The sequence below is a fragment of the Agrococcus jejuensis genome, from assembly GCF_900099705.1.
In the GTDB taxonomy this organism is placed as follows: domain Bacteria; phylum Actinomycetota; class Actinomycetes; order Actinomycetales; family Microbacteriaceae; genus Agrococcus; species Agrococcus jejuensis.
On the sequence record NZ_LT629695.1, the window covers coordinates 309,114 to 328,063 of the forward strand.

16 protein-coding genes are annotated in these 18,950 nt (G+C 72.0%); all 16 read right to left on the reverse strand.

The genetic code is table 11. The features are described from left to right. Nucleotides 1–44 precede the first annotated feature (44 nt). Nucleotides 45–3,545: a DNA polymerase III subunit alpha gene (dnaE, locus tag BLQ67_RS01460; protein ID WP_092501795.1), complete on the reverse strand. Its 3,501-nt coding sequence runs from the start codon at nucleotides 3,543–3,545 to the stop codon at nucleotides 45–47. Nucleotides 3,546–3,618: 73 nt separating this feature from the next. Further along, nucleotides 3,619–4,536, reverse strand: coding sequence for an RluA family pseudouridine synthase (locus BLQ67_RS01465; RefSeq protein ID WP_092501797.1), 918 nt, complete (start codon nucleotides 4,534–4,536; stop codon nucleotides 3,619–3,621). Continuing rightward, nucleotides 4,536–5,114 carry a signal peptidase II gene (lspA, locus tag BLQ67_RS01470; protein WP_092501799.1) on the reverse strand — a complete coding sequence of 193 codons (579 nt, stop codon included), beginning with the start codon at nucleotides 5,112–5,114 and terminating at the stop codon, nucleotides 4,536–4,538. The genes BLQ67_RS01465 and lspA overlap by 1 nt, the downstream gene beginning before the upstream one ends. Further along, a complete protein-coding gene (locus BLQ67_RS01475; RefSeq protein WP_092501801.1) occupies nucleotides 5,115–5,753 on the reverse strand; it encodes a DivIVA domain-containing protein in 639 nt (212 codons plus the stop codon). It abuts the gene before it with no gap. Between the two features lie 109 nt (nucleotides 5,754–5,862). Further along, nucleotides 5,863–6,153, reverse strand: coding sequence for a YggT family protein (locus BLQ67_RS01480; protein ID WP_092501803.1), 291 nt, complete (start codon nucleotides 6,151–6,153; stop codon nucleotides 5,863–5,865). A gap of 1 nt (nucleotide 6,154) precedes the next feature. Then, on the reverse strand, nucleotides 6,155–6,622 hold the full coding sequence (locus BLQ67_RS01485) for a cell division protein SepF (protein ID WP_092501805.1): 468 nt from the start codon (nucleotides 6,620–6,622) through the stop codon (nucleotides 6,155–6,157). A 25-nt stretch (nucleotides 6,623–6,647) separates the two neighbouring features. Next, a complete protein-coding gene (locus BLQ67_RS01490; RefSeq protein WP_092501807.1) occupies nucleotides 6,648–7,319 on the reverse strand; it encodes a YggS family pyridoxal phosphate-dependent enzyme in 672 nt (223 codons plus the stop codon). Between the two features lie 11 nt (nucleotides 7,320–7,330). Continuing rightward, entirely contained in the window at nucleotides 7,331–8,512 is a 1,182-nt protein-coding gene (gene ftsZ, locus BLQ67_RS01495) for a cell division protein FtsZ (protein ID WP_092501809.1), read from the reverse strand. Nucleotides 8,513–8,705: 193 nt separating this feature from the next. Beyond that, nucleotides 8,706–9,710, reverse strand: a complete 1,005-nt coding sequence (locus BLQ67_RS01500; protein ID WP_092501811.1) for an FtsQ-type POTRA domain-containing protein — start codon at nucleotides 9,708–9,710, stop codon at nucleotides 8,706–8,708. Continuing rightward, on the reverse strand, nucleotides 9,707–11,113 hold the full coding sequence (gene murC / locus BLQ67_RS01505; protein ID WP_092501813.1) for a UDP-N-acetylmuramate--L-alanine ligase: 1,407 nt from the start codon (nucleotides 11,111–11,113) through the stop codon (nucleotides 9,707–9,709). The genes BLQ67_RS01500 and murC overlap by 4 nt, the downstream gene beginning before the upstream one ends. Next, a complete protein-coding gene (locus BLQ67_RS01510) occupies nucleotides 11,110–12,189 on the reverse strand; it encodes a UDP-N-acetylglucosamine--N-acetylmuramyl-(pentapeptide) pyrophosphoryl-undecaprenol N-acetylglucosamine transferase (RefSeq protein WP_092501815.1) in 1,080 nt (359 codons plus the stop codon). Before BLQ67_RS01510 ends, murC begins: the two co-directional genes overlap by 4 nt. Beyond that, nucleotides 12,189–13,307, reverse strand: a complete 1,119-nt coding sequence (gene ftsW / locus BLQ67_RS01515; protein ID WP_157674619.1) for a putative lipid II flippase FtsW — start codon at nucleotides 13,305–13,307, stop codon at nucleotides 12,189–12,191. The genes BLQ67_RS01510 and ftsW overlap by 1 nt, the downstream gene beginning before the upstream one ends. 37 nt (nucleotides 13,308–13,344) lie before the next feature. Further along, nucleotides 13,345–14,877 carry a UDP-N-acetylmuramoyl-L-alanine--D-glutamate ligase gene (gene murD, locus BLQ67_RS01520; RefSeq protein ID WP_092501819.1) on the reverse strand — a complete coding sequence of 511 codons (1,533 nt, stop codon included), beginning with the start codon at nucleotides 14,875–14,877 and terminating at the stop codon, nucleotides 13,345–13,347. After that, the gene (gene mraY / locus BLQ67_RS01525; protein WP_092501821.1) at nucleotides 14,867–16,012 is read right to left on the reverse strand and encodes a phospho-N-acetylmuramoyl-pentapeptide-transferase; all 1,146 of its coding nucleotides are present in this window, start codon (nucleotides 16,010–16,012) and stop codon (nucleotides 14,867–14,869) included. Before mraY ends, murD begins: the two co-directional genes overlap by 11 nt. After that, entirely contained in the window at nucleotides 16,009–17,409 is a 1,401-nt protein-coding gene (locus BLQ67_RS01530) for a UDP-N-acetylmuramoyl-tripeptide--D-alanyl-D-alanine ligase (RefSeq protein ID WP_092501823.1), read from the reverse strand. The genes mraY and BLQ67_RS01530 overlap by 4 nt, the downstream gene beginning before the upstream one ends. After that, nucleotides 17,406–18,935 carry a Mur ligase family protein gene (locus BLQ67_RS01535; RefSeq protein ID WP_231945122.1) on the reverse strand — a complete coding sequence of 510 codons (1,530 nt, stop codon included), beginning with the start codon at nucleotides 18,933–18,935 and terminating at the stop codon, nucleotides 17,406–17,408. The genes BLQ67_RS01530 and BLQ67_RS01535 overlap by 4 nt, the downstream gene beginning before the upstream one ends. Between the last annotated feature and the right edge of the window lie 15 nt (nucleotides 18,936–18,950).

The window sequence follows — 18,950 nt, forward strand, 5'->3', positions numbered from 1 at the left end:
GTATTGCGCCCGGGATGCCCGCTCGAACCGCGGCGAGCGCGGCGTCACACGAGCGCCGACGGCCCCAGCAGGCTCTTGAGCTCGCCGAACAGCGCCGACGAGATCTGCACCTGGTGCTGCAGGCGGAACACGCGCGCCGCACCCGGCCGCTCGAGGCGCATCCGCACCTCGGTCGGCCCCTGGTGGCGCTCGAGCACCGCACGCAGGTCGCGCGTCACCGCGAGCGTCGCGCGCCGCTCCATGAGGCGCAGCTCGAGCGGCTTCGTCTCGTCGACGGGCAGCAGGTCGGGGAACTCGAGGTGGTTCGCATGCAGCGTGAAGCCCTCGTCGCGCGTGCGGAAGCGACCCTTCACGACGGCGATGCGGTCGGCCTGCATGTCGTGCTGGAACGCCGTGTACGACTTGCCGAGCACCATGACGTCGACCTCGCCGCCGAAGTCCTCGATCGTGAGGATGCCGTACGGGTTGCCCGACTGCCGCGCGACGCGGTGCTGCGCCGTCGTGATGAGGCCGGCGACCGTCACGGTGTCGCCGTCCTCCGCGTCGTCGCCGAGCGTCTGGATCTGATGGCTCGCGTGCTTCGCGAGCTCGAGGTCGAGCCCGGCGAGCGGGTGGTCGGAGACGTAGAGGCCGAGCATCTCGCGCTCGAACGCGAGCTTGTCGCGCTTCGCCCACTCGGGGCGATCGGGCACCTTCTGCTGGTGCTCCGGCTCGTCCCACAGCGAGTCGAAGTCGAAGCCGACGGCGCCGTGCTCGGCGCGCTTCTTGTCGGTGACCGCCTGGTCGACGGCATCCTCGTGCACCTCGAGCAGCGCACGACGCGTCGAGCCCATCGAGTCGAACGCGCCCGCCTTGATGAGCGACTCGACCGTGCGCTTGTTCGCCGCCGCGACGGGCACCTTCTGCAGGTAGTCGTGGAACGAGTCGTACGGCTCGGGCGAGCGCGCGCCGACGATGGCGTCGACGACGTTCGCGCCGACGTTGCGCACGGCGCCGAGGCCGAAGCGGATGTCGTCGCCGACGGCCGTGAAGCGCAGCGACGAGGCGTTGACGTCGGGCGGCAGCACCGTGATGCCCATGCGACGGCACTCCGAGAGGTAGAGCGCCATCTTGTCCTTCGAGTCGCCGACGCTCGTGAGCAGCGCGGCCATGTACTCGGGCGCGTAGTGCGCCTTGAGGTAGGCGGTCCAGTACGAGATGACGCCGTACGCCGCGGAATGCGCCTTGTTGAAGGCGTAGTCCGAGAACGGCAGCAGGATCTCCCACAGCTTGTCGCGGGCCGCCGTCGAGTAGCCGCGCTCGAGCATGCCGTTCGAGAAGCCCTCGAACTGCTTGTCGAGCTCGGACTTCTTCTTCTTGCCCATCGCGCGACGCAGGATGTCGGCCTCGCCGAGCGTGAAGCCGGCGACCTTCTGCGCGATCGCCATCACCTGCTCCTGGTAGATGATGAGGCCGTACGACTCCTCGAGGATGTCGGCGAGCGGCGCCTCGAGCTCGGGGTGGATCGGCGTGATCGCCTGCTGCCCGTTCTTGCGCAACGCGTAGTTCGTGTGCGAGTTCGCACCCATGGGGCCCGGGCGGTACAGGGCGATGAGGGCCGAGATGTCCTCGAACGAGTCGGGGCGCATGAGGCGCATGAGCGAGCGCAGCGGGCCGCCGTCGAGCTGGAAGACGCCGAGCGAGTCACCGCGCGTCAGCAGGTCGTAGGCGCCGCGGTCGTCGAGCGCGAGCGCCTCGAGGTCGAGCGTCTCGCCACGGTTGGCCGTGATGTTGTCGAGGGCGTCGGAGATGATCGTGAGGTTGCGGAGCCCCAGGAAGTCCATCTTGATGAGGCCGAGCGACTCGCACGTCGGGTAGTCGAACTGCGTGATGATCGCGCCGTCCTGCTCGCGCTTCATCACGGGGATGATGTCGAGCAGCGGGTCGGACGACATGATGACGCCTGCCGCGTGCACGCCCCACTGGCGCTTCAGGTTCTCGAGGCCCAGCGCCGTGTCGTAGACGGTGCGCGCGTCGGGGTCGGCGTCGAGGATGGCGCGGAAGTCGCCTGCCTCCTTGTACCGCTGGTGCTCGGGGTCGGTGATGCCCGAGAGCGGGATGTCCTTCGCCATGATCGGCGCGGGCATCGCCTTCGTGAGGCGCTCGCCGAGGCCGAACGGCTGGCCCAGCACGCGCGTCGCGTCCTTGAGCGCCTGCTTCGACTTGATCGTGCCGTACGTGACGATCTGCGCGACGCGCTCGGTGCCGTACTTCTCGGTGACGTAGCGGATGACCTCGGAGCGGCGACGATCGTCGAAGTCGACGTCGAAGTCGGGCATCGAGACGCGGTCGGGGTTGAGGAAGCGCTCGAAGATGAGGCCGTGCTCGAGCGGGTCGAGATCGGTGATGCGCAGCGCGTACGCGGCCATCGAGCCGGCGCCGGAGCCTCGGCCCGGGCCGACGCGGATGCCGTTCTCCTTGGCCCAGTTGATGAAGTCGGCGACGACGAGGAAGTAGCCGGGGAAGCCCATCTGGGCGATGACGCCCATCTCGTAGTCGGCCTGGGCCTGCACCTTCTCGGTGACGCCGTTCGGGTAGCGACGCTCGAGACCCGAGGCCACCTCCTCGCGGAACCACGACTCCTCCGTGTGCCCCTCGGGCACGGGGAAGCGCGGCATGTAGTTCGCCTTGGTGTCGAACTGCACGTCGCAGCGCTCGGCGATCAGCAGCGTGTTGTCGCACGCCTCGGGCCGATCCTTGAAGATGTGCCGCATCTCGGCGGCCGACTTCAGGTAGTAGCCCTCGCCGTCGAACTTGAAGCGCTTCGGGTCGTGCAGCGTCGTGCCCGACTGCACGCACAGCAGCGCCGAGTGCGCCGTCGCGTCGGCGGCGTGCGTGTAGTGCAGGTCGTTCGTCGCGACGAGCGGCAGGTCGAGCTCCTTGGCGAGGCGCAGGAGGTCGCCCATCGTGCGGCGCTCGACGTCGATGCCGTGATCCATGATCTCGGCGAAGAAGTTGTCCTTGCCGAAGATGTCGCGGAACTCGCCCGCGGCCTTCTTCGCCTCGTCGTACTGGCCGAGGCGCAGCTTCGTCTGCACCTCGCCACCGACGCATCCGGTCGTGGCGATGATGCCGTCCGCGTACTCGGCGAGCAGCTCGCGGTCGAGGCGCGGCTTGAAGTAGAAGCCCTCCATCGACGCGCGCGACGCCATGCGGAAGAGGTTGTGCATGCCGGCGGTCGTCTCGGCGAGCAGCGTCATGTGCGTGTACGAGCCACCGCCCGACACGTCGTCGCCGCCGGCGTCGTCGCCCCAGCGCACGCGCGTGCGGTCGCCGCGGTGCGTGCCGGGCGTCACGTACGCCTCCATGCCGATGATCGGCTTGATGCCGGCGTTCGTCGCCTTCGACCAGAAGTCGAACGCGCCGAAGACGTTGCCGTGGTCGGTCATCGCGATGGCGGGCATGCCCTGCTCGACCGCGGCCTCGACGAGCGGCCCGACGTGGGCGGCGCCGTCGAGCATCGAGTACTCGGTGTGCACGTGGAGGTGCGCGAACTGATCGCTCATGTGGCCTCCATCGTACGAGCGACCACCGACGCGACACGATCCCGACGCGCGCCGGATCGCGTGGATGCGGGCGTCAGCCCTCGAGCACCTCGAGCGCGTGCCGCAGGTCGGCCGAGGGCTCGCTCGTCGTCTCGAGCCACTCCCCCGTCGCGGGATGCGTGAAGCCCAGGCGCACGGCGTGCAGCCACTGCCGCTCGAGCCCGAGGCGCGCCGACAGCGTGGGGTCGGCGCCGTACATCGCGTCGCCGAGGCAGGGGTGCCGCTGCGCGGCCATGTGCACGCGGATCTGGTGCGTGCGACCCGTCTCGAGATGCACCTCGACGAGGCTGCCGTCGCGGAACGCCTCGATCGTCTCGTAGTGCGTCACGGCGTGCTTGCCGCTCGACACGACCGCGAAGCGCCACTCATGGCTCGGGTGCCGACCGATGGGTGCGTCGATCGTGCCGCGCAGCGGATCGGGATGCCCCTGCACCGCCGCGTGGTAGACCTTCTCGACCTCGCGGTCGTGGAACTGCGCCTTGAGCGAGGTGTAGGCGCGCTCGCTCTTCGCGACGACCATGAGCCCGCTCGTGCCCGCGTCGAGACGGTGCACGATGCCCTGGCGCTCGGCGGCGCCCGACGTCGAGATGCGGAAGCCCGCGGCCGCGAGGGCGCCGGGCACCGTCGGCCCCGACCATCCCATCGACGGATGCGCGGCGACGCCAGCGGGCTTGTCGACGACCACGAGGTCGTCGTCGTCGTGCACGATCCGCAGGTCGGGCACCGCGATGGGCTCGACCGTCGGCTCGCGCCTGGCCTCCCACCGCACCTCGAGCCACGCATCTCCGCGCAGCCGATCGGACTTGCCGAGCACGCGGCCATCCTGCACGGCGCCGCCGGCCTCGATCGCGTCGGCGACCGCGGTGCGGGAGAGCCCGAGCACGCGGGCGATGCCGGCATCGGCGCGCTGCCCGTCGAGGCCGGGCGGCACGATGAGGGAGCGCTCCTCCATCAGTCCGAGCTGCTCGCAGCCTCGGACTCGGGGCGCGACGCGGCCTCCGGCGCGGCCTCGGGCGTCGGCTCATCGGTACGGCGCACGCCGTCGAGGCCCTCGCCGCGCAGCACGAGCACGATGAACGCACCCATGGCGCAGACGACGAACATGTCGGCGACGTTGAAGATCGCCGGGAAGCCCCACACCTGGATGAAGTCGATCACGTGACCCTGCAGGCCGCCGGGCTCGCGGATGATGCGGTCGGTGAGGTTGCCGACGACGCCGCCGAGCAGCGCGCCGAGCACGATGGTCCACGCGAGCGACCGCACGCGGAACGCCTGCACGAGGATGACGACCGCGACGACGGCGGAGATGAGCGTGAAGATCCACGTCATCCCTGCCGCCAGCGAGAACGCGGCGCCGGGGTTGCGCACGAAGTGCCACTGCAGCACCTCGCCGAGCACCTGCACCTGCTGCCCCTCCGGCAGCGTCGCCAGCACCCACTCCTTCACGAGGAGGTCGACGCCCCAGGCTGCGACGGCGATGCCGACGAGCAGCCCGACGAGGCGCCAGGCGACGCCGCGGGTGGCGGCCACCTACTGCTGCGCGGGAGCGGAGGAGCCGCCGAACGCGAACGACGTGCGGTCGAGGTCGCGCAGCTGGCTCTCGATGTAGCCGCGCAGGCGCAGACGGTAGTCGCGCTCGAACGTCTTCAGCTCGTCGATCTTCGTCTCGAGGTCGGACTTCTCCTGCTCGAGCGTCGTCTTCGTCTTCTCGAACTCCTTGTCGAGGTCGGCGCGACGCTTCGTCGCGGCCGTCTCGATCTCCTTCGCCTGGCCCTCGGCCTCGGCGACGAGCTCGTCCTTGCGGCGCTGGCCCTCTGCCACGTGCTCGTCGTGCACGCGCTGGGCGAGGGCGAGGAGACCCTCGGGCGACACGGCGGTCGCGGAGGCGTCGGCCTCGGCGGCGGGGGCCGGCGCGGGCGCCTCGACGACGGGAGCCGGCGTGGGCTCGGGAGCGGGCGCCGATGCGACGGGCGCGGCGACGGGGGCTGCGGGGGCGCCGGACTCGAGCTCGGCGACGCGGGCCTCGAGACGCTCCTTCTCGGCGATGATCGCGCGGAACTCCGTCACGATCTCGTCGAGGAAGTTGTCGACCTCATCCTGGTCGTAGCCGTCGCGGAAGCGCGTCGTCTCGAACGTCCTCTCGACGATGTCGTTCGGCGTCAGTGCCATCGTGCAGCCTTTCCTCGAGGATCGGAGTCCACTGTAGTGCGCGGCTCCGGGGGATGGATCGAGTGTCGAGCCTACCGGCCCGACGGGGGTCGCCGAGGCGACCGTGTGGTCAGGAGGCCATGGCTCCCGAGATCACGACGACGACGAGCACGAGCGCCATGACGGCGAGCATCGACAGGTCGAGCATCGCGCCGCCGACGCGCACGGGCTTCACGATGCGGCGCGCGACGCGCAGGATCGGGTCGGTGAGCGTGAGGATCGTCACGGAGACGGCGAGCCAGAGGCCCGTGGGCTTCCAGTCGCGGCGCACCTGGCGCACGACGTCGAGGATCACACGGGCCCAGAGCACGTAGAAGAGGATGTTCGCCGCGACGTACACGGCGAAGGCGACGACCTGCACGTCAGTGCGCGAAGGCGTCGGTCTCGCCGACCTCCATGCGCCCGCCCGCGACCGCGATGTGCTCGGGCGTCAGGAGGTAGACCTTCGTCGTGACGCGCTCGATGCGACCCTGCAGACCCTGCGTGAGGCCCGCGGAGAAGTCGATGAGGCGACGTGCGTCGCCATCGGTCATCTGCGACAAGTTGATGATGACGGGCGTGCCGTCGCGGAACGCGCCGGCGATCTCCTGCGCGTCCTTGTACTGGCGCGGGTGCACCGTGAGGATCTCGTGCATCGACCCGACCTCCTGGGCTGCGGGGCGCAGCGGTGCCACGGCGCGCGGCTTCGACTCGTGGCGCTCGGGGCGGCGCTCGGCACGCTCCTCGCGCTGCTCGGGCTCGGAGGCGCGCACGGCGGGCGACTCCTGCGTCAGCTCGTCCTCCTCGGCGAAGCCGAAGTACACGGCTGCCTTCTTCAATGCGTTGCTCATGCGATCCTCCCGATCTCACTCCAGGCTACGGAGTGGTTGGCCGTTCTCCCGTGATTGCCGTGCCGATCCGCAGGTGTGTCGCGCCGTGCTCGAGCGCGACATGCCAGTCCTGGGACATGCCTGCGGACAGCCAGCGGGCCGTCGGGGCGATGCGGTGCACGCGGTCGGCGTAGGTCGCGAGGCGCGCGAACGCGGATGCGGGCTCCTCGCCGAGCGGCGCGATGGCCATGACGCCCAGCAGGCGCAGCGCCGGCGACGCCTCGACGCGCTCGGCGAGCGCCTCGAGGGATGCGGGCTCGACGCCGCCGCGACCGGGGTCGTCGGTGAGGTTGACCTGCACGAACGCGTCGCGCACCGGCAGCTCGTCGCCGGGCTCGCCGCCCTCGAGCGCATCCACGATCGCCGTGGAGTCGATCGAGTGCAGCACGTGCGCGTACCGCGCGACCTGCCGCGCCTTCTTGCGCTGCAGCTGCCCGACGTAGTGCCACGTGAGGTCGAGCGACTCGAGCTCGGCGGCCTTGTCGCGCGCCTCGGGGTGGCGCGACTCCCCCATGTCGCGCTGGCCCGCCGCTGCGAGCTCCTGCACGAGGGATGCGGGATGGAACTTCGTGACCACGACGAGCGTCGCGTCGGCGCCGTAGGGCGCCGACGCGATCTCGTCGCGGATGGCTGCGAGCCGTTCGGCCGCGGTCGACATCCGCCGGCCTCCTACTGGCGCAGGAAGTCGGGCAGGAACTCGTCCTCGTCCTCGTCGCTGTCGCCGAGCGGCTGCACCGGGCCCGTGAGGTGCTCGGGCACCTCGGGCGTCGGGCCCGCGTGGCGGCCGGCGACGGGCGCGGGCTCCACCGTCTCGGCTGCCGCGGCGCCGCCGAGGAAGCCGCCGACGCCGGCGTCGCGCGCGGGCGTGGAGCGCAGCAGCTCCTCGTCGGTGCGCGCGAGGGGCGCGCCGCCGTCGAAGCCGGCCGCGATGACCGTGACGCGCACCTCGTCGCCGAGCGTGTCGTCGATGACGGTGCCGAAGATGATGTTCGCCTCGGGGTGCACGGCCTCCTGCACGAGCTTCGCCGCGTCGTAGGTCTCGTGGATGCCGAGGTTCGACGACGCCTGGATCGACAGCAGCACGCCATGCGCGCCGTCGATCTTGGCCTCGAGCAGCGGGCTCGCGACGGCGAGCTCGGCGGCCTTGATGGCGCGGTCGGCGCCGCGCGACGAGCCGATGCCCATGAGCGCGGAGCCCGCACCCTGCATGACGCTCTTGACGTCGGCGAAGTCGACGTTGATGAGGCCCGGGGTCGTGATGAGGTCGGTGATGCCCTGCACGCCGGCGAGCAGCACCTGGTCGGCGGTCTCGAAGGCCTCGACCATCGAGATGCCCATGTCGGAGATCTCGAGCAGGCGGTCGTTCGGCACGACGATGAGCGTGTCGACCTCGTTCTTCAGCGCCTCGACGCCGGCCTCGGCCTGCGCCTGGCGGCGCTTGCCCTCGAACGAGAACGGCTTCGTCACGACGCCGACGGTCAGGGCGCCGAGGCTCTTGGCGATCCGCGCGACGACGGGCGCGCCGCCCGTGCCGGTGCCGCCACCCTCGCCCGCGGTGACGAAGACCATGTCGGAGCCCGCGAGGGCCTCCTCGATCTCCTCGGCGTGGTCCTCGGCGGCGCGGCGACCCACCTCGGGGTCGGCACCTGCGCCGAGGCCCTTCGTGAGTTCGCGGCCGACGTCGAGCTTGACGTCGGCGTCGCTGAGCAGCAGCGCCTGCGCGTCGGTGTTGATCGCGATGAACTCGACGCCACGCAGGCCCAGGTCGATCATCCGGTTCACGGCGTTCACGCCGCCGCCGCCGACGCCGACCACCTTGATGACGGCGAGGTAGTTGTTGTTCGAAGTCACGGTCCGGCCCCTCGATCGAAACCTTCAACCTCAGGTAGAGGTTTAGAGATTTCCTCAGCGTTCTTTGTCGGTTCCGACGGTACGGCCGGCGCGCGGCACGATCCCCGAGACACGCCGCGCGGATGCGAGGACGCGCAGACGATGCACCCCGCGCGTGTCGCGGGCGGTCGCCGGGGCCGGCTCGCGGCGTGCGTCAGGGACGCACGACGGGATGCTCGGGCGCACTCACGTCGAACGTGACGGGCGTCGCAGGATCCGCTGCGGCGACCAGCGCCGTGAGCACGTCGGCCTTGAGACCCGCCTCGTCGGCGCTCCCCCACACCACCTGCTGGCCGGACGCGAGCGTCATCGTCACGTCGTCGCTCGTCGTCGCCGTGATCGACGCGACCTGCTCGCGCAGCACCGTCGGCATCGCCACGAGCGACGCGGCGACGGCGCCGAACGCATCCGACCCCACCTCGACGCTCTCGAGGCGCGGGAGCGGCGTGCCGTCGGGCATGCCCAGGTGCACGCCCGCGGGGTCGAGCATCGTGTCCTGCCCGTCGAGCGACGCGACCACGACGGGCTGCCGCTCGACGACGCGCACGACGATCGTGCCGGGCGGCACGACGTCGATGACGAACGACTCGAGACCCGTGAAGCGCTCGAGGTCCTCGCGCACGCCCGCATCCGTCACCGTCGCGATCGGCTGGCCCAGGTGCCCGGCGAGCGCCGCCTGCAGCGCCGACGCCTCGAGCCGCTGCGTGCCCTGCACCTCGATCTCGCGCACCGCCATGAGCGGCGAGTGCACGAGCCCCACGAGCACCGCGAACGCTGCGGCGAGCGCACCGACGACGATGAGCGACCTGCGCAGTCGACGACGCGAGGCCGCCGTGAACCGGCGCACCTCCGACCGCTCCGCCCGCTTGCGGTCGCGGTCGGCCTGCCGCGCGCGAGCCTGCGTGCGCCGCGCGTCGATGCGGTCGAGGCGCAGCTGTCGCAGCTCGGCCTCGCGCAGCAGCCGATCCGTGCGGCTCGCGTGCGACTCGCTGCGGCGGCGCCCACGGCCGCGCGTCACGATCGCGTCGAGGTCCTCCGTCGGCGCAGCCGCGTCGACGACCGCGGGCTCCTCGACGCCCGGCGTCGGCTCGGCCGCCGCCGGCTGCTCGGGCTCCCGCCGCGGCCGCGGCGGTCCGTCGAACCCCTCCGGTCGCCTCACCCGTCGCCGTCCGTCGCCTCGAGCGACTCGAGCAGCTGCGGGATGATGCGGTACACGTCGCCGCACGACAGCGTCATCACGAGGTCGCCGTCCTGCGCGATCTCGCCCACGCGGTCGGCCGCGGCCTGCCAGTCGGGCAGGAAGTCGACCTTGGCGTCGTCGGCGAACGCGTTCGACACGAGCGCGCCCGTGACGCCGGGGATGGGGTCCTCGCGCGCGCCGTAGACGTCGAGCACGATCGTGTGGTCGGCGAGCCGCTCGTACGCGGCCGCGAACTCCGTCGCCATGTCGCGCGTGCGGGAGTACAGGTGCGGCTGGTGCACGGCGATGAGCCTGCCGCCGCCCAGCACGGTGCGGGCGCCCGCGAGGGCGGCCTCGACCTCGGCCGGGTGGTGGGCGTAGTCGTCGTACACGCGCACGCCGCGCCGCTCGCCGTGCGACTCGAAGCGCCTGCCCGTGCCCGCGAAGCTCGAGAGCGCCTCGGCCGCGGCGGCCGGCGCGATGCCGAGCTGCAGCAGCACCGCGAAGGCGCCCGCGGCGTTGACGGCGTTGTGGTGGCCCACGACGTCCATCGCGATCGCGTGCCGCTCCCCCGCGTGCTCGACGACGCAATGGATGCCCGCGCCGGTCTCGACCTCGACGACGCGCACGTCGGCATCCTCGCGCTCGCCGAACGTCACGACGCGCTCGTGGTGCATGAGGTCGCGCACGCGGCGTGCGCCGGCGTCGTCGCTCGAGATGACGACGGCCTCGGAGGCCGCGTCGGCGAACTGCGCGAACGCCGCGTCGAACGCGCCGGGCGTGCCGTAGTGGTCGAGGTGGTCGGTGTCGACGTTCGTCACGAGGGCGACCGCGACGTCGTACAGCAGGAACGAGCCGTCGGACTCGTCGGCCTCGAGCACGAACAGGTCGCTCGGCCCGTGGCCGCTCGAGCCGCCGAGGCCCGCGATCGTGCCGCCGTTCACGTAGCTCGCGCCCGCATCCAGGCGGTGCAGGGCCCACACGACCATGCCGGTCGACGTCGTCTTGCCGTGCGCGCCCGCGACGGCGACGAGCCGCTTGCCGCGCGCGAGCAGGTGCAGCGCCTGCGAGCGGTGCAGCACGGGGATGCCCCGCTCCTGCGCCGCGACGAGCTCGGGGTTCGTCGGCCAGAGCGCGCTCGTCACGACGACGGCGTCGACGTCGGCGGGCAGGTTGGCGGCGTCGTGCCCCACGGCCACGGTCGCGCCGTGCGTCACGAGGGCGTCGACGGTCGCGGAGCCCGAGCGGTCGGAGCCCGACACGCGCACGCCCTCGTCGAGCAGCATGTGGGCGATGCCCGACATGCCGGAGCCGCCGATGCCGATCATGTGCACGCGCTCGATCCCCTCGGGGATGGGCTGCGTCAGGTCGGGCTCGATCATGCGTGGTCCTCCATCGCCGTGCGCACGAGGTCGCACATGCGGTCGTCGCCGTCGGCGATGGCCGAGCCGCGCGTCGCCGCCGCCATCGCCGCGACCCGCTCGGGGTCCGCGAGCAGCGGCACGAGCGCGTCCTCGACCCATCCCTGGGCCAGCAGCGCGTCGTCGACGAGCAGCGCGCCGCCCGCGGCGACCTGGTCGTGGGCGTTGAGCGCCTGCTCGCCGTTGCCGAACGGCAGCGGCACGTACGCGGCGGGCAGGCCCACGGCCATGAGCTCGCTCACGGTCAGGCTGCCCGCGCGGCACACCACGAGGTCGGCGGCCGCGTAGGCGAGGTGCATGCCGTCGAGGTACTCGACGGCCACGTAGTGGTCGACCGTCGCGGGCTCGAAGTCGGTCTGCCTGCCGCCCGAGAGGTGGAGGATCTGCCAGCCGGCGGCCACGATCGCGGGCGCCGCGGCCACGATGGCGCGGTTGATCGACCGCGCGCCCTGCGAGCCACCCGTGACGAGCAGCGTGGGTCGGTCGGCGTCGAGCCCGAGCGTCGCACGCGCCTCGGCGCGCAGCGCGGCGCGGTCGAGCGTCGTGATCGAGCGGCGCAGCGGCATGCCGACGACCGTGCCGGGCAGCGTCGTGGGTGCGTACGTCAGGCCGACGTGGCGCGTCCAGCGCGCGCCGAGGCGGTTCGCCATGCCGGGGCGCGCGTTGGCCTCGTGGATCGCGAGCGGCGTGCGCGCGAGGTGCGCGGCGCGGTACGCCGGCGCGGAGGCGTAGCCGCCGAAGCCGACGACGACGTCGACGTCGCGCTCCGCGAGCAGGCGCCGCACGCGGGACACCGTCGGCGCCCACGAGCGCACGAAGCGCAGCGCCGCGGCATCCGGTCGTCGCGGGAAGGGCAGCTTCGGGATCGTCACGAGCTCGTAGCCCGCGGCAGGCACGAGCTCGCGCTCGAGGCCCTCCTGCGTGCCCAGCACGACGATGCGGGCGTCGGGCTCCCGCTCCCGCAGCCGATCGGCCGTCGCGAGCAGCGGATTCACGTGACCGGCGGTGCCGCCGCCGGCGAAGAGGTAGGACGACATCACGGAACAGTCTGGCGCAGTCGAGCGTCGTGCCGCGCGAGCGACAGCACGATGCCGATCGCGACGAGCGCCGCGACGAGCTGCGATCCACCTGCCGAGATGAGCGGCAGCGGCACGCCGAGCACGGGCAGCAGGCCCAGCACGACGGCGATGTTCACGACGGCCTGGCCGACGAGCCACACGAGCACGCCGCCCGTGACGATGCGCGTCATCGGCAGCGTCGCCTCGCGGATGATGCGCAGCAGCGCGACGGCGAGCACGACGAAGAGCAGCAGCACGACGACCGCGCCCACGAGACCGAGCTCCTCGCCGATGATCGCGAAGATGTAGTCGTTGTCGGCCTCGGCGAGCCACATCCACTTCGCGCGCGAGTTGCCGAGCCCGACGCCGAAGAGGCCGCCGTTCGCCAGCGCCCACGTGCCGTGCAGCTGCTGCCAGCATCCCGAGAAGTAGTCGTCGTCGGTGTTCTGGCAGCCGACGAGGAAGGACTCGAGTCGTCGCACGCGCGAGTCGGCCGAGAGGAGCACGGGGATGGCGGCGACGCCCGCCGCGATCGCGGGCAGCAGCAGATGCCACCACTTGACGCCTGCGAAGAACATCGTGCCGAGCACGAGGAGCGCGAGGATGATGACGGTGCCGAAGTCGTTGCCGCGCAGCACGAGCAGGATGAACGCGCCGGCGACGGGGGCCACGGGGATCCAGGCGTGCAGGAACTTCCGAGCCAGGTCGTCCTTCATCGTGAAGATCGCGGCGATCCACACGCACAGCGCGAGCTTGCCGAGCTCGCCGGGCTGCAGCGTGAAGCCCGCGATCGACAGCCAGTTGCGATTGCCGTTGATGACGACGCCGAGCGGCGTGAAGACCACGAGCGCCTGCAGCGCGATCGCGAGGAGCATGCCCGGCCATGCGAGCCTGCGCCACCAGTGGGCGGGCACGCGGCTCGCGACGAGCATGAGCGGCACGCCGACGAGTGCGAACAGGCCCTGGCGTTGGAAGGCGCCGAGCATGCTGCCGTACTCGGCGCGGCTCTCGATCGCCGACGACGACAGCACCATCACGAGGCCGAAGACGACGAGGAACAGCGTCGTGCCCACGAGCAGCAGCTCGTTGCCCGTCACGGTCGGGAACAGACGTCGCAGTCGGACGACCGCGCTGCTACCGCGCCCGCGGACCGCCGGCGTCGGGGGTGCGTCCACCACCGTCGTGGCCATGGGCACCTCCCTCTCGTTGCTGCTCGTCGCGCACGGCCTGCTGGAATCGCAGACCCCGGTCGGCGTAGCTGTCGAACTGGTCCATCGACGCGGCCGCCGGGGCGAGCAGCACCGTGTCGCCGCTGGATGCGTGCGCCAGGGCAGCCGTGACGGCCGTCCGCATGACGTCTCCAGTGTCGGGCTCGTCGACCTCGACGAGCGGGATGCCGGGCGCGTGTCGTGCGAACGCGGCCACGACCGGGGCGCGGTCGACGCCGATGACGACGGCCGCGCGCAGCCTGCCGACGTGGCGCTCGACGAGCGGGGCGACGTCGACGCCCTTCAGCAGGCCGCCGACGATCCACACGACCGAGCCGAACGCCTGCAGCGAGCCGTTGGCAGCGTGGGGGTTCGTGGCCTTCGAGTCGTCGACGAACCGCACGCCGCCGACCTCGCCGACGAGCTCGGTGCGGTGGTGGTCGAGGCGGAACGAGCGGATGGCCTCGCGGATCGCGGTGGGCTCGACGCCGACGGCGCGTGCGAGCGCCGCGGCGGCGAGCACGTTCTGCGCCATGTGCGGCGTCGCGAGGCCTGCGACCTCGAGGTCGTCGAGCGTCGCGAGCTCGAGCGCCTGCGAGTGGCGGTCGTCGAGGAACGCGCGGTCGGCGACGATGCCCTCGACGATGCCGAGCTCCGACAGGCCGGGCATGCCGAGGCCGAAGCCGATCGCGCGGCAGCCCTCGACGACCTCGGCCTCCTCGACCATCGCCATCGTCGCCGGGTCGGCGACGTTGTAGACGGCTGCGACGCGCGCGTTGCGGTAGACCTTCGCCTTCGCGTCGCGGTAGGCCTGCGCGCCGCCGTGCCAGTCGAGGTGGTCGTCGTCGAGGTTGAGGCACACGGCCGAGTGCGGCCACACCTCGCCGAGCGAGTGCAGCTGGAACGACGAGAGCTCGACGACGAGCACGTCGAAGCCGGCGGGATCGCGCACGGCGTCGAGCACGGGCGTGCCGATGTTGCCGACGGGCGCGACGCGCAGGCCGCCCGCCTGCAGCATGTGGGCCGCGAGCTGCGTCGTCGTGGTCTTGCCGTTCGTGCCCGTGACGAGCAGCCACTCGGCGGCGCGCACCTTGTCGCGCACGCGCCACGCGAGCTCGACGTCGCCCCACACCGTCTGGCCGCGCTCGGCGGCGCCGAGGAGCCACGGATGCGTGGGCCGCAGGCCGGGCGAGGCGATGACGAGCTCGGCGTCGGCGAGCGCCTGCGGCGTCTCGGCCGCGTCGACGACGACCGTCTCGACGCCGAGCACCGTGAGGATGCGCTCGCGCTCGGCGTCGCCGCGCTCGGCGACGACGGTCACGTGCGCGCCGAGCTCCACGAGCGTGTCGGCGGCGGCGAAGCCCGTGACGCCGAGGCCGAGCACGACCGCGCGGATGCCCGACCAGTCGTGGTGCCAGCTCGTCAGCGCATCCAGGTCGCGTGCTGCGTCACGGGACAGGGTGGATCACCCAATCGAGGTAGAAGAGGCCGACGGCCGCGGCGACGAACAGGCCCGAGACGATCCAGAACCGCACGACGATGCGGATCTCCGCCCATCCCTTGAGCTCGAAGTGATGATGCAGCGGGCTCATGAGGAAGATGCGCTTGCCGCGCGTGAGCTTGAAGTAGATGCGCTGCAAGATGACGCTGCCCGTGACGACGAGCGGCAGGCCGGCGACGAGCACGAGCAGCAGCTGCGTGTGCGTGAGGATCGCGAGCCCGGCGAGCGCGCCGCCGAGGCCGAGCGAGCCCACGTCGCCCATGAACAGCTGCGCGGGGCTCGTGTTGTACCAGAGGAAGCCGATGAGCGCGGCGGCGAGGCACGCGGCGACGACCGCGAGGTCGAGCGGCGCCTGCACCGGGTAGCAGCGGTAGAGGTCGGCGTCGACGGCGCCGCCCGGACGCACGGCGTCGGCGAGGCGGCCGAGGCACGCCTGGCCGTTCTGCCAGAAGCCGATGAGCACGAATGCCGAGGCCGAGAAGATCGTCGAGCCCGTCGCGAGGCCATCGAGGCCGTCGAGCACGTTCACGGCGTTCGACGTCGCGACGATGATGAAGACGAACCAGATGACGGCGAGGCCGATGCCGACGACGAGGCCGAGGCGGGTGAGGTCGAGCCATTCGATGTCGCGCACGGCCGAGATGGCCGTCGACGCCGGCGTCTGCCCGTACTGGTCGGGCAGCTGCAGCGCGAGCACGGCGAAGACGACGCCGACCGCGACCTGGCCGGCGATCTTCGCCCAGCCGCCGAGGCCGAGCGACTGCCTCTTGCGCACCTTGAGGTAGTCGTCGACGAAGCCGACGGCGCCGAGCCCGACCATGAGCAGCAGCACGAGCAGCGCGGGGGCGCTCGGGTAGTTCGGCACGCCGTCGAGCGAGCCGACGAGCTTGCCGCCGAAGTAGCCGACGATCGTCGCGACGATGAAGACGAGCCCGCCCATCTGGGGCGTGCCGCGCTTCGTGTGGTGCGACTGCGGGCCGTCGGCGCGGATGAACTGGCCCCAGCCGAGGCGCGTCGCGAGCCGCGTGTAGAGCGGCGTCACGGCGAGCGCGAACACGAGCGAGATGGCGGCGGAGACGAGCAGCACGATCATGCGACGCCTCCGATCGCGTCGCCGAGGTCCTTGAGGCCTGCCGAGAGCGACGACTTCACGAGCACGACGTCGCCGGGCTCGAGCGTCGCGCGCAGCAGCGCGAGCGCCTGCTCCTGCGTCTCGACGTACGTGGTCTCCTGGCCGAACGACGACTCGTGCTCGGCGGCGTCGTGCACGGGCTTCGCGCCCTCGCCGACGACGACGAGCCGGTCGATGCCGAGCCGCACGACGAGGCGGCCGACGCGGTCGTGCTCCTCGACCTGGCTCTCGCCGAGCTCGGTCATGGCGCCGATGACGGCGACCGAGCGGGCACCCGAGGTGCGCGAGACGTGCGCGAGGGTGCGCAGCGCCGCCGCCATCGAGTCGGGGCTCGCGTTGTACGAGTCGTTGATCACGACGACGCCCGTCTCGGGACGCAGGAGCTCCATGCGCCAGCGCTCCGCACGCACCATCGACTCGAGCGCCGCGATGGCATCGGGGATCGCGACGCCGAGCTCGTCGGCGACCGACAGGGCCGCGAGGGCGTTCATGACGTGGTGCTCGCCGAGGATGCGCAGCGTCATGGGCCACGTCGCGTCGCCGCGGTGGATCGTCGCGGACGTGCCGTCGATCGACGAGGCGACGTCGGAGGCCCACACGGTGTCGGGCGCGACGTCGGCGCCGGCGTCGAGGCCGAACCAGCGCACGCGCGCGGCGGTGCGGTCGGCCATCCACGCCACGCGGTCGTCGTCGCGGTTGAGCACTGCGACGGCCGTCTCGGGCAGGTCGCGCACGATCTCGTGCTTGGCGCGCTGCGTGCGCTCGACGCCGCCGAACTCGCCCGCATGGGCGAGGCCCACCTTGAGCACGACCGAGACGTCGGGCATCGCGAGGCGCACGAGCGAGGCGATGTCGCCCTCGCGGCTCGCGCCGAGCTCGAGCACGAGGAAGCGCGTCGACGACGTGGCGCGCAGCATCGTCATGGGCGCGCCGACCTCGTTGTTGAACGACTTCACGGGGCTCACGGTCTCGCCGTGGCGCTCGAGGATCGCCTGCAGCATGTTCTTCGTCGTCGTCTTGCCGTTGGAGCCCGTGATGCCCACGACGGTGCAGTGCTCGCGCACGGCCGCGACGACGTGGGCCGCGAGGGCCTGCAGCGCGGCGAGGCCCGAGTCGACGACCACGTGCGGCACGGCCTCGTCGATGGGGTGCTCGCACACGACGAGCGCGGCGCCGGCGGCGACGGCCGTGCCGACGAACCGGTGGCCGTCGGTGACCTCGCCGGGCATGGCGACGAAGACGTCGCCGGGCTCGACGAGGCGCGAGTCGGTCTGCACCGAGCCCGACACGAGCACGTCGTCGCCGACGAGCGCGCCCTCGACGGCGCGCGCGATGACGGATGCCTGCAGCGCGATCATTCGGCCCAGCCCGCCTCGTGCAGCGCCAGCACGGCCTCGTCGCGCGCGACGAAGGGCTCGCGCACGCCTGCGACGTCGCGGTAGTCGGCGTCGCCGGGGCCCGCCCACAGGATCGTGTCGCCGGGTCCGGCGATCGTGACTGCCAGACGGATGGCGTCCTCCTCGGGGCTCACCTCGTGCACGCGGGCGGGATCGACCGCGCGCGCACCCTCGAGGATCTGCGCACGGATGCTCGCGGCATCCTCGGTGCGCGGGTTGAAGTCGGTGACGACGAGCTCGTCGGCGTACGTGACGCCGATGCGGCCCATCTCGGCGCGCTTCGTCGCGTCGCGGTCGCCGTCGGCGCCGAACACGAACACGAGGCGGCCGGGCGTGACGCGGCGCAGCGCCTCGAGCGTCGCTTGGAAGGCGTCGGGGCTGTGGCCGTAGTCCACGAAGAGCGCGGGGCCGCGGTCGCCCGAGACGCGCTCCATGCGGCCGGGCAGCGTCGAGCGCACGCCGCGGCGCACGGACTCGGCGAGGGCGTCGAGCTCGAAGCCGTCCTCGACGAGCATGAGGATCGCGATGGCGGCGTCGACGGCGAGGTGCCTGCCGATGAACGGGATGTCGACCTCGATCGTGCGCTCGCGCCCCACGAGGGCGAAGCGGGTGCCGTCGACGCGCTCGTCGAGCACGTCGACGCGCCAGTCTGCCTCCGCGTCGGTCGACGACACCGTCGTGACGGGGATGCGGGTCTCCTCGGCGACGCGCCTGCCCCACTCGGAGTCGACGCACACGACGCCGCGCTCGGCGCGGTCGGGCGTGAAGAGCTCGAGCTTGACGGCGAAGTACGCCTCCATCGAGCCGTAGTCGTCGAGGTGGTCGTGGCTGAGGTTCGTGAACGACACGACGTCGAACTCGACGCCGTCGATGCGGTGGCGCTCGATGGCCTGCGCGCTGACCTCGAGCACGGCGGCGCGCACGCCGGCCTCGCGCATGCGGGCGAGCAGCGCGTGCAGCTCGCTCGCCTCGGGCGTCGTGAGCTTGGAGGTGACGATCTCGTCGCCGACGTGGCGCTCGGCCGTCGTCGACAGGCCCGTGACGAAGCCGAGGTCGGCGAGCAGGCCCTCGAGCATGAAGGCCGTCGACGTCTTGCCGTTCGTGCCGGTGATGCCGTAGAGCTTCGGCGGGTCCTCGCGCGTGCGGTAGACCCACGACGCGATCTCGCCGAGCGCCGCGCGGGGCTCGTCGAGCACGATGATCGGCGCGTCGACGCCCGCGACGGCAGCGCCGGCGGCGTCGGTCACGACGGCGACGGCGCCGCGGGCGACGGCGTCGGCGGCGAACTCGGCGCCGTGCCTGCGCAGGCCGGGCAGGGCGGCGAAGATGTCGCCGGGCCGCACGTCGTGCGATGCGTTCGTGATGCCCGTGACCTCGACGCCATCCGCGTCGCCGACCGTCTCGAGCGTGAACTCGTCGACGAGAGCGCTCAGCGGCCTGGGCGTCGGATGCTCGGGCCTCAGGATCGGCGGGACGACTCCCTCCACCGTTCCCCCGTCCAT

Excerpts from the sequence above, each read along its gene's own strand:
- BLQ67_RS01530 (WP_092501823.1), bottom strand. The coding sequence starts at position 17,409 with ATGATCGCGCTGCAGGCATCCGTCATCGCGCGCGCCGTCGAGGGCGCG.
- BLQ67_RS01510 (WP_092501815.1), bottom strand. The coding sequence starts at position 12,189 with ATGTCGTCCTACCTCTTCGCCGGCGGCGGCACCGCCGGTCACGTGAAT.
- BLQ67_RS01490 (WP_092501807.1), bottom strand. The coding sequence starts at position 7,319 with ATGTCGACCGCGGCCGAACGGCTCGCAGCCATCCGCGACGAGATCGCG.
- BLQ67_RS01475 (WP_092501801.1), bottom strand. The coding sequence starts at position 5,753 with ATGGCACTGACGCCGAACGACATCGTCGAGAGGACGTTCGAGACGACG.
- BLQ67_RS01485 (WP_092501805.1), bottom strand. The coding sequence starts at position 6,622 with ATGAGCAACGCATTGAAGAAGGCAGCCGTGTACTTCGGCTTCGCCGAG.
- mraY (WP_092501821.1), bottom strand. The coding sequence starts at position 16,012 with ATGATCGTGCTGCTCGTCTCCGCCGCCATCTCGCTCGTGTTCGCGCTC.
- BLQ67_RS01465 (WP_092501797.1), bottom strand. The coding sequence starts at position 4,536 with ATGGAGGAGCGCTCCCTCATCGTGCCGCCCGGCCTCGACGGGCAGCGC.
- dnaE (WP_092501795.1), bottom strand. The coding sequence starts at position 3,545 with ATGAGCGATCAGTTCGCGCACCTCCACGTGCACACCGAGTACTCGATG.
- murC (WP_092501813.1), bottom strand. The coding sequence starts at position 11,113 with ATGATCGAGCCCGACCTGACGCAGCCCATCCCCGAGGGGATCGAGCGC.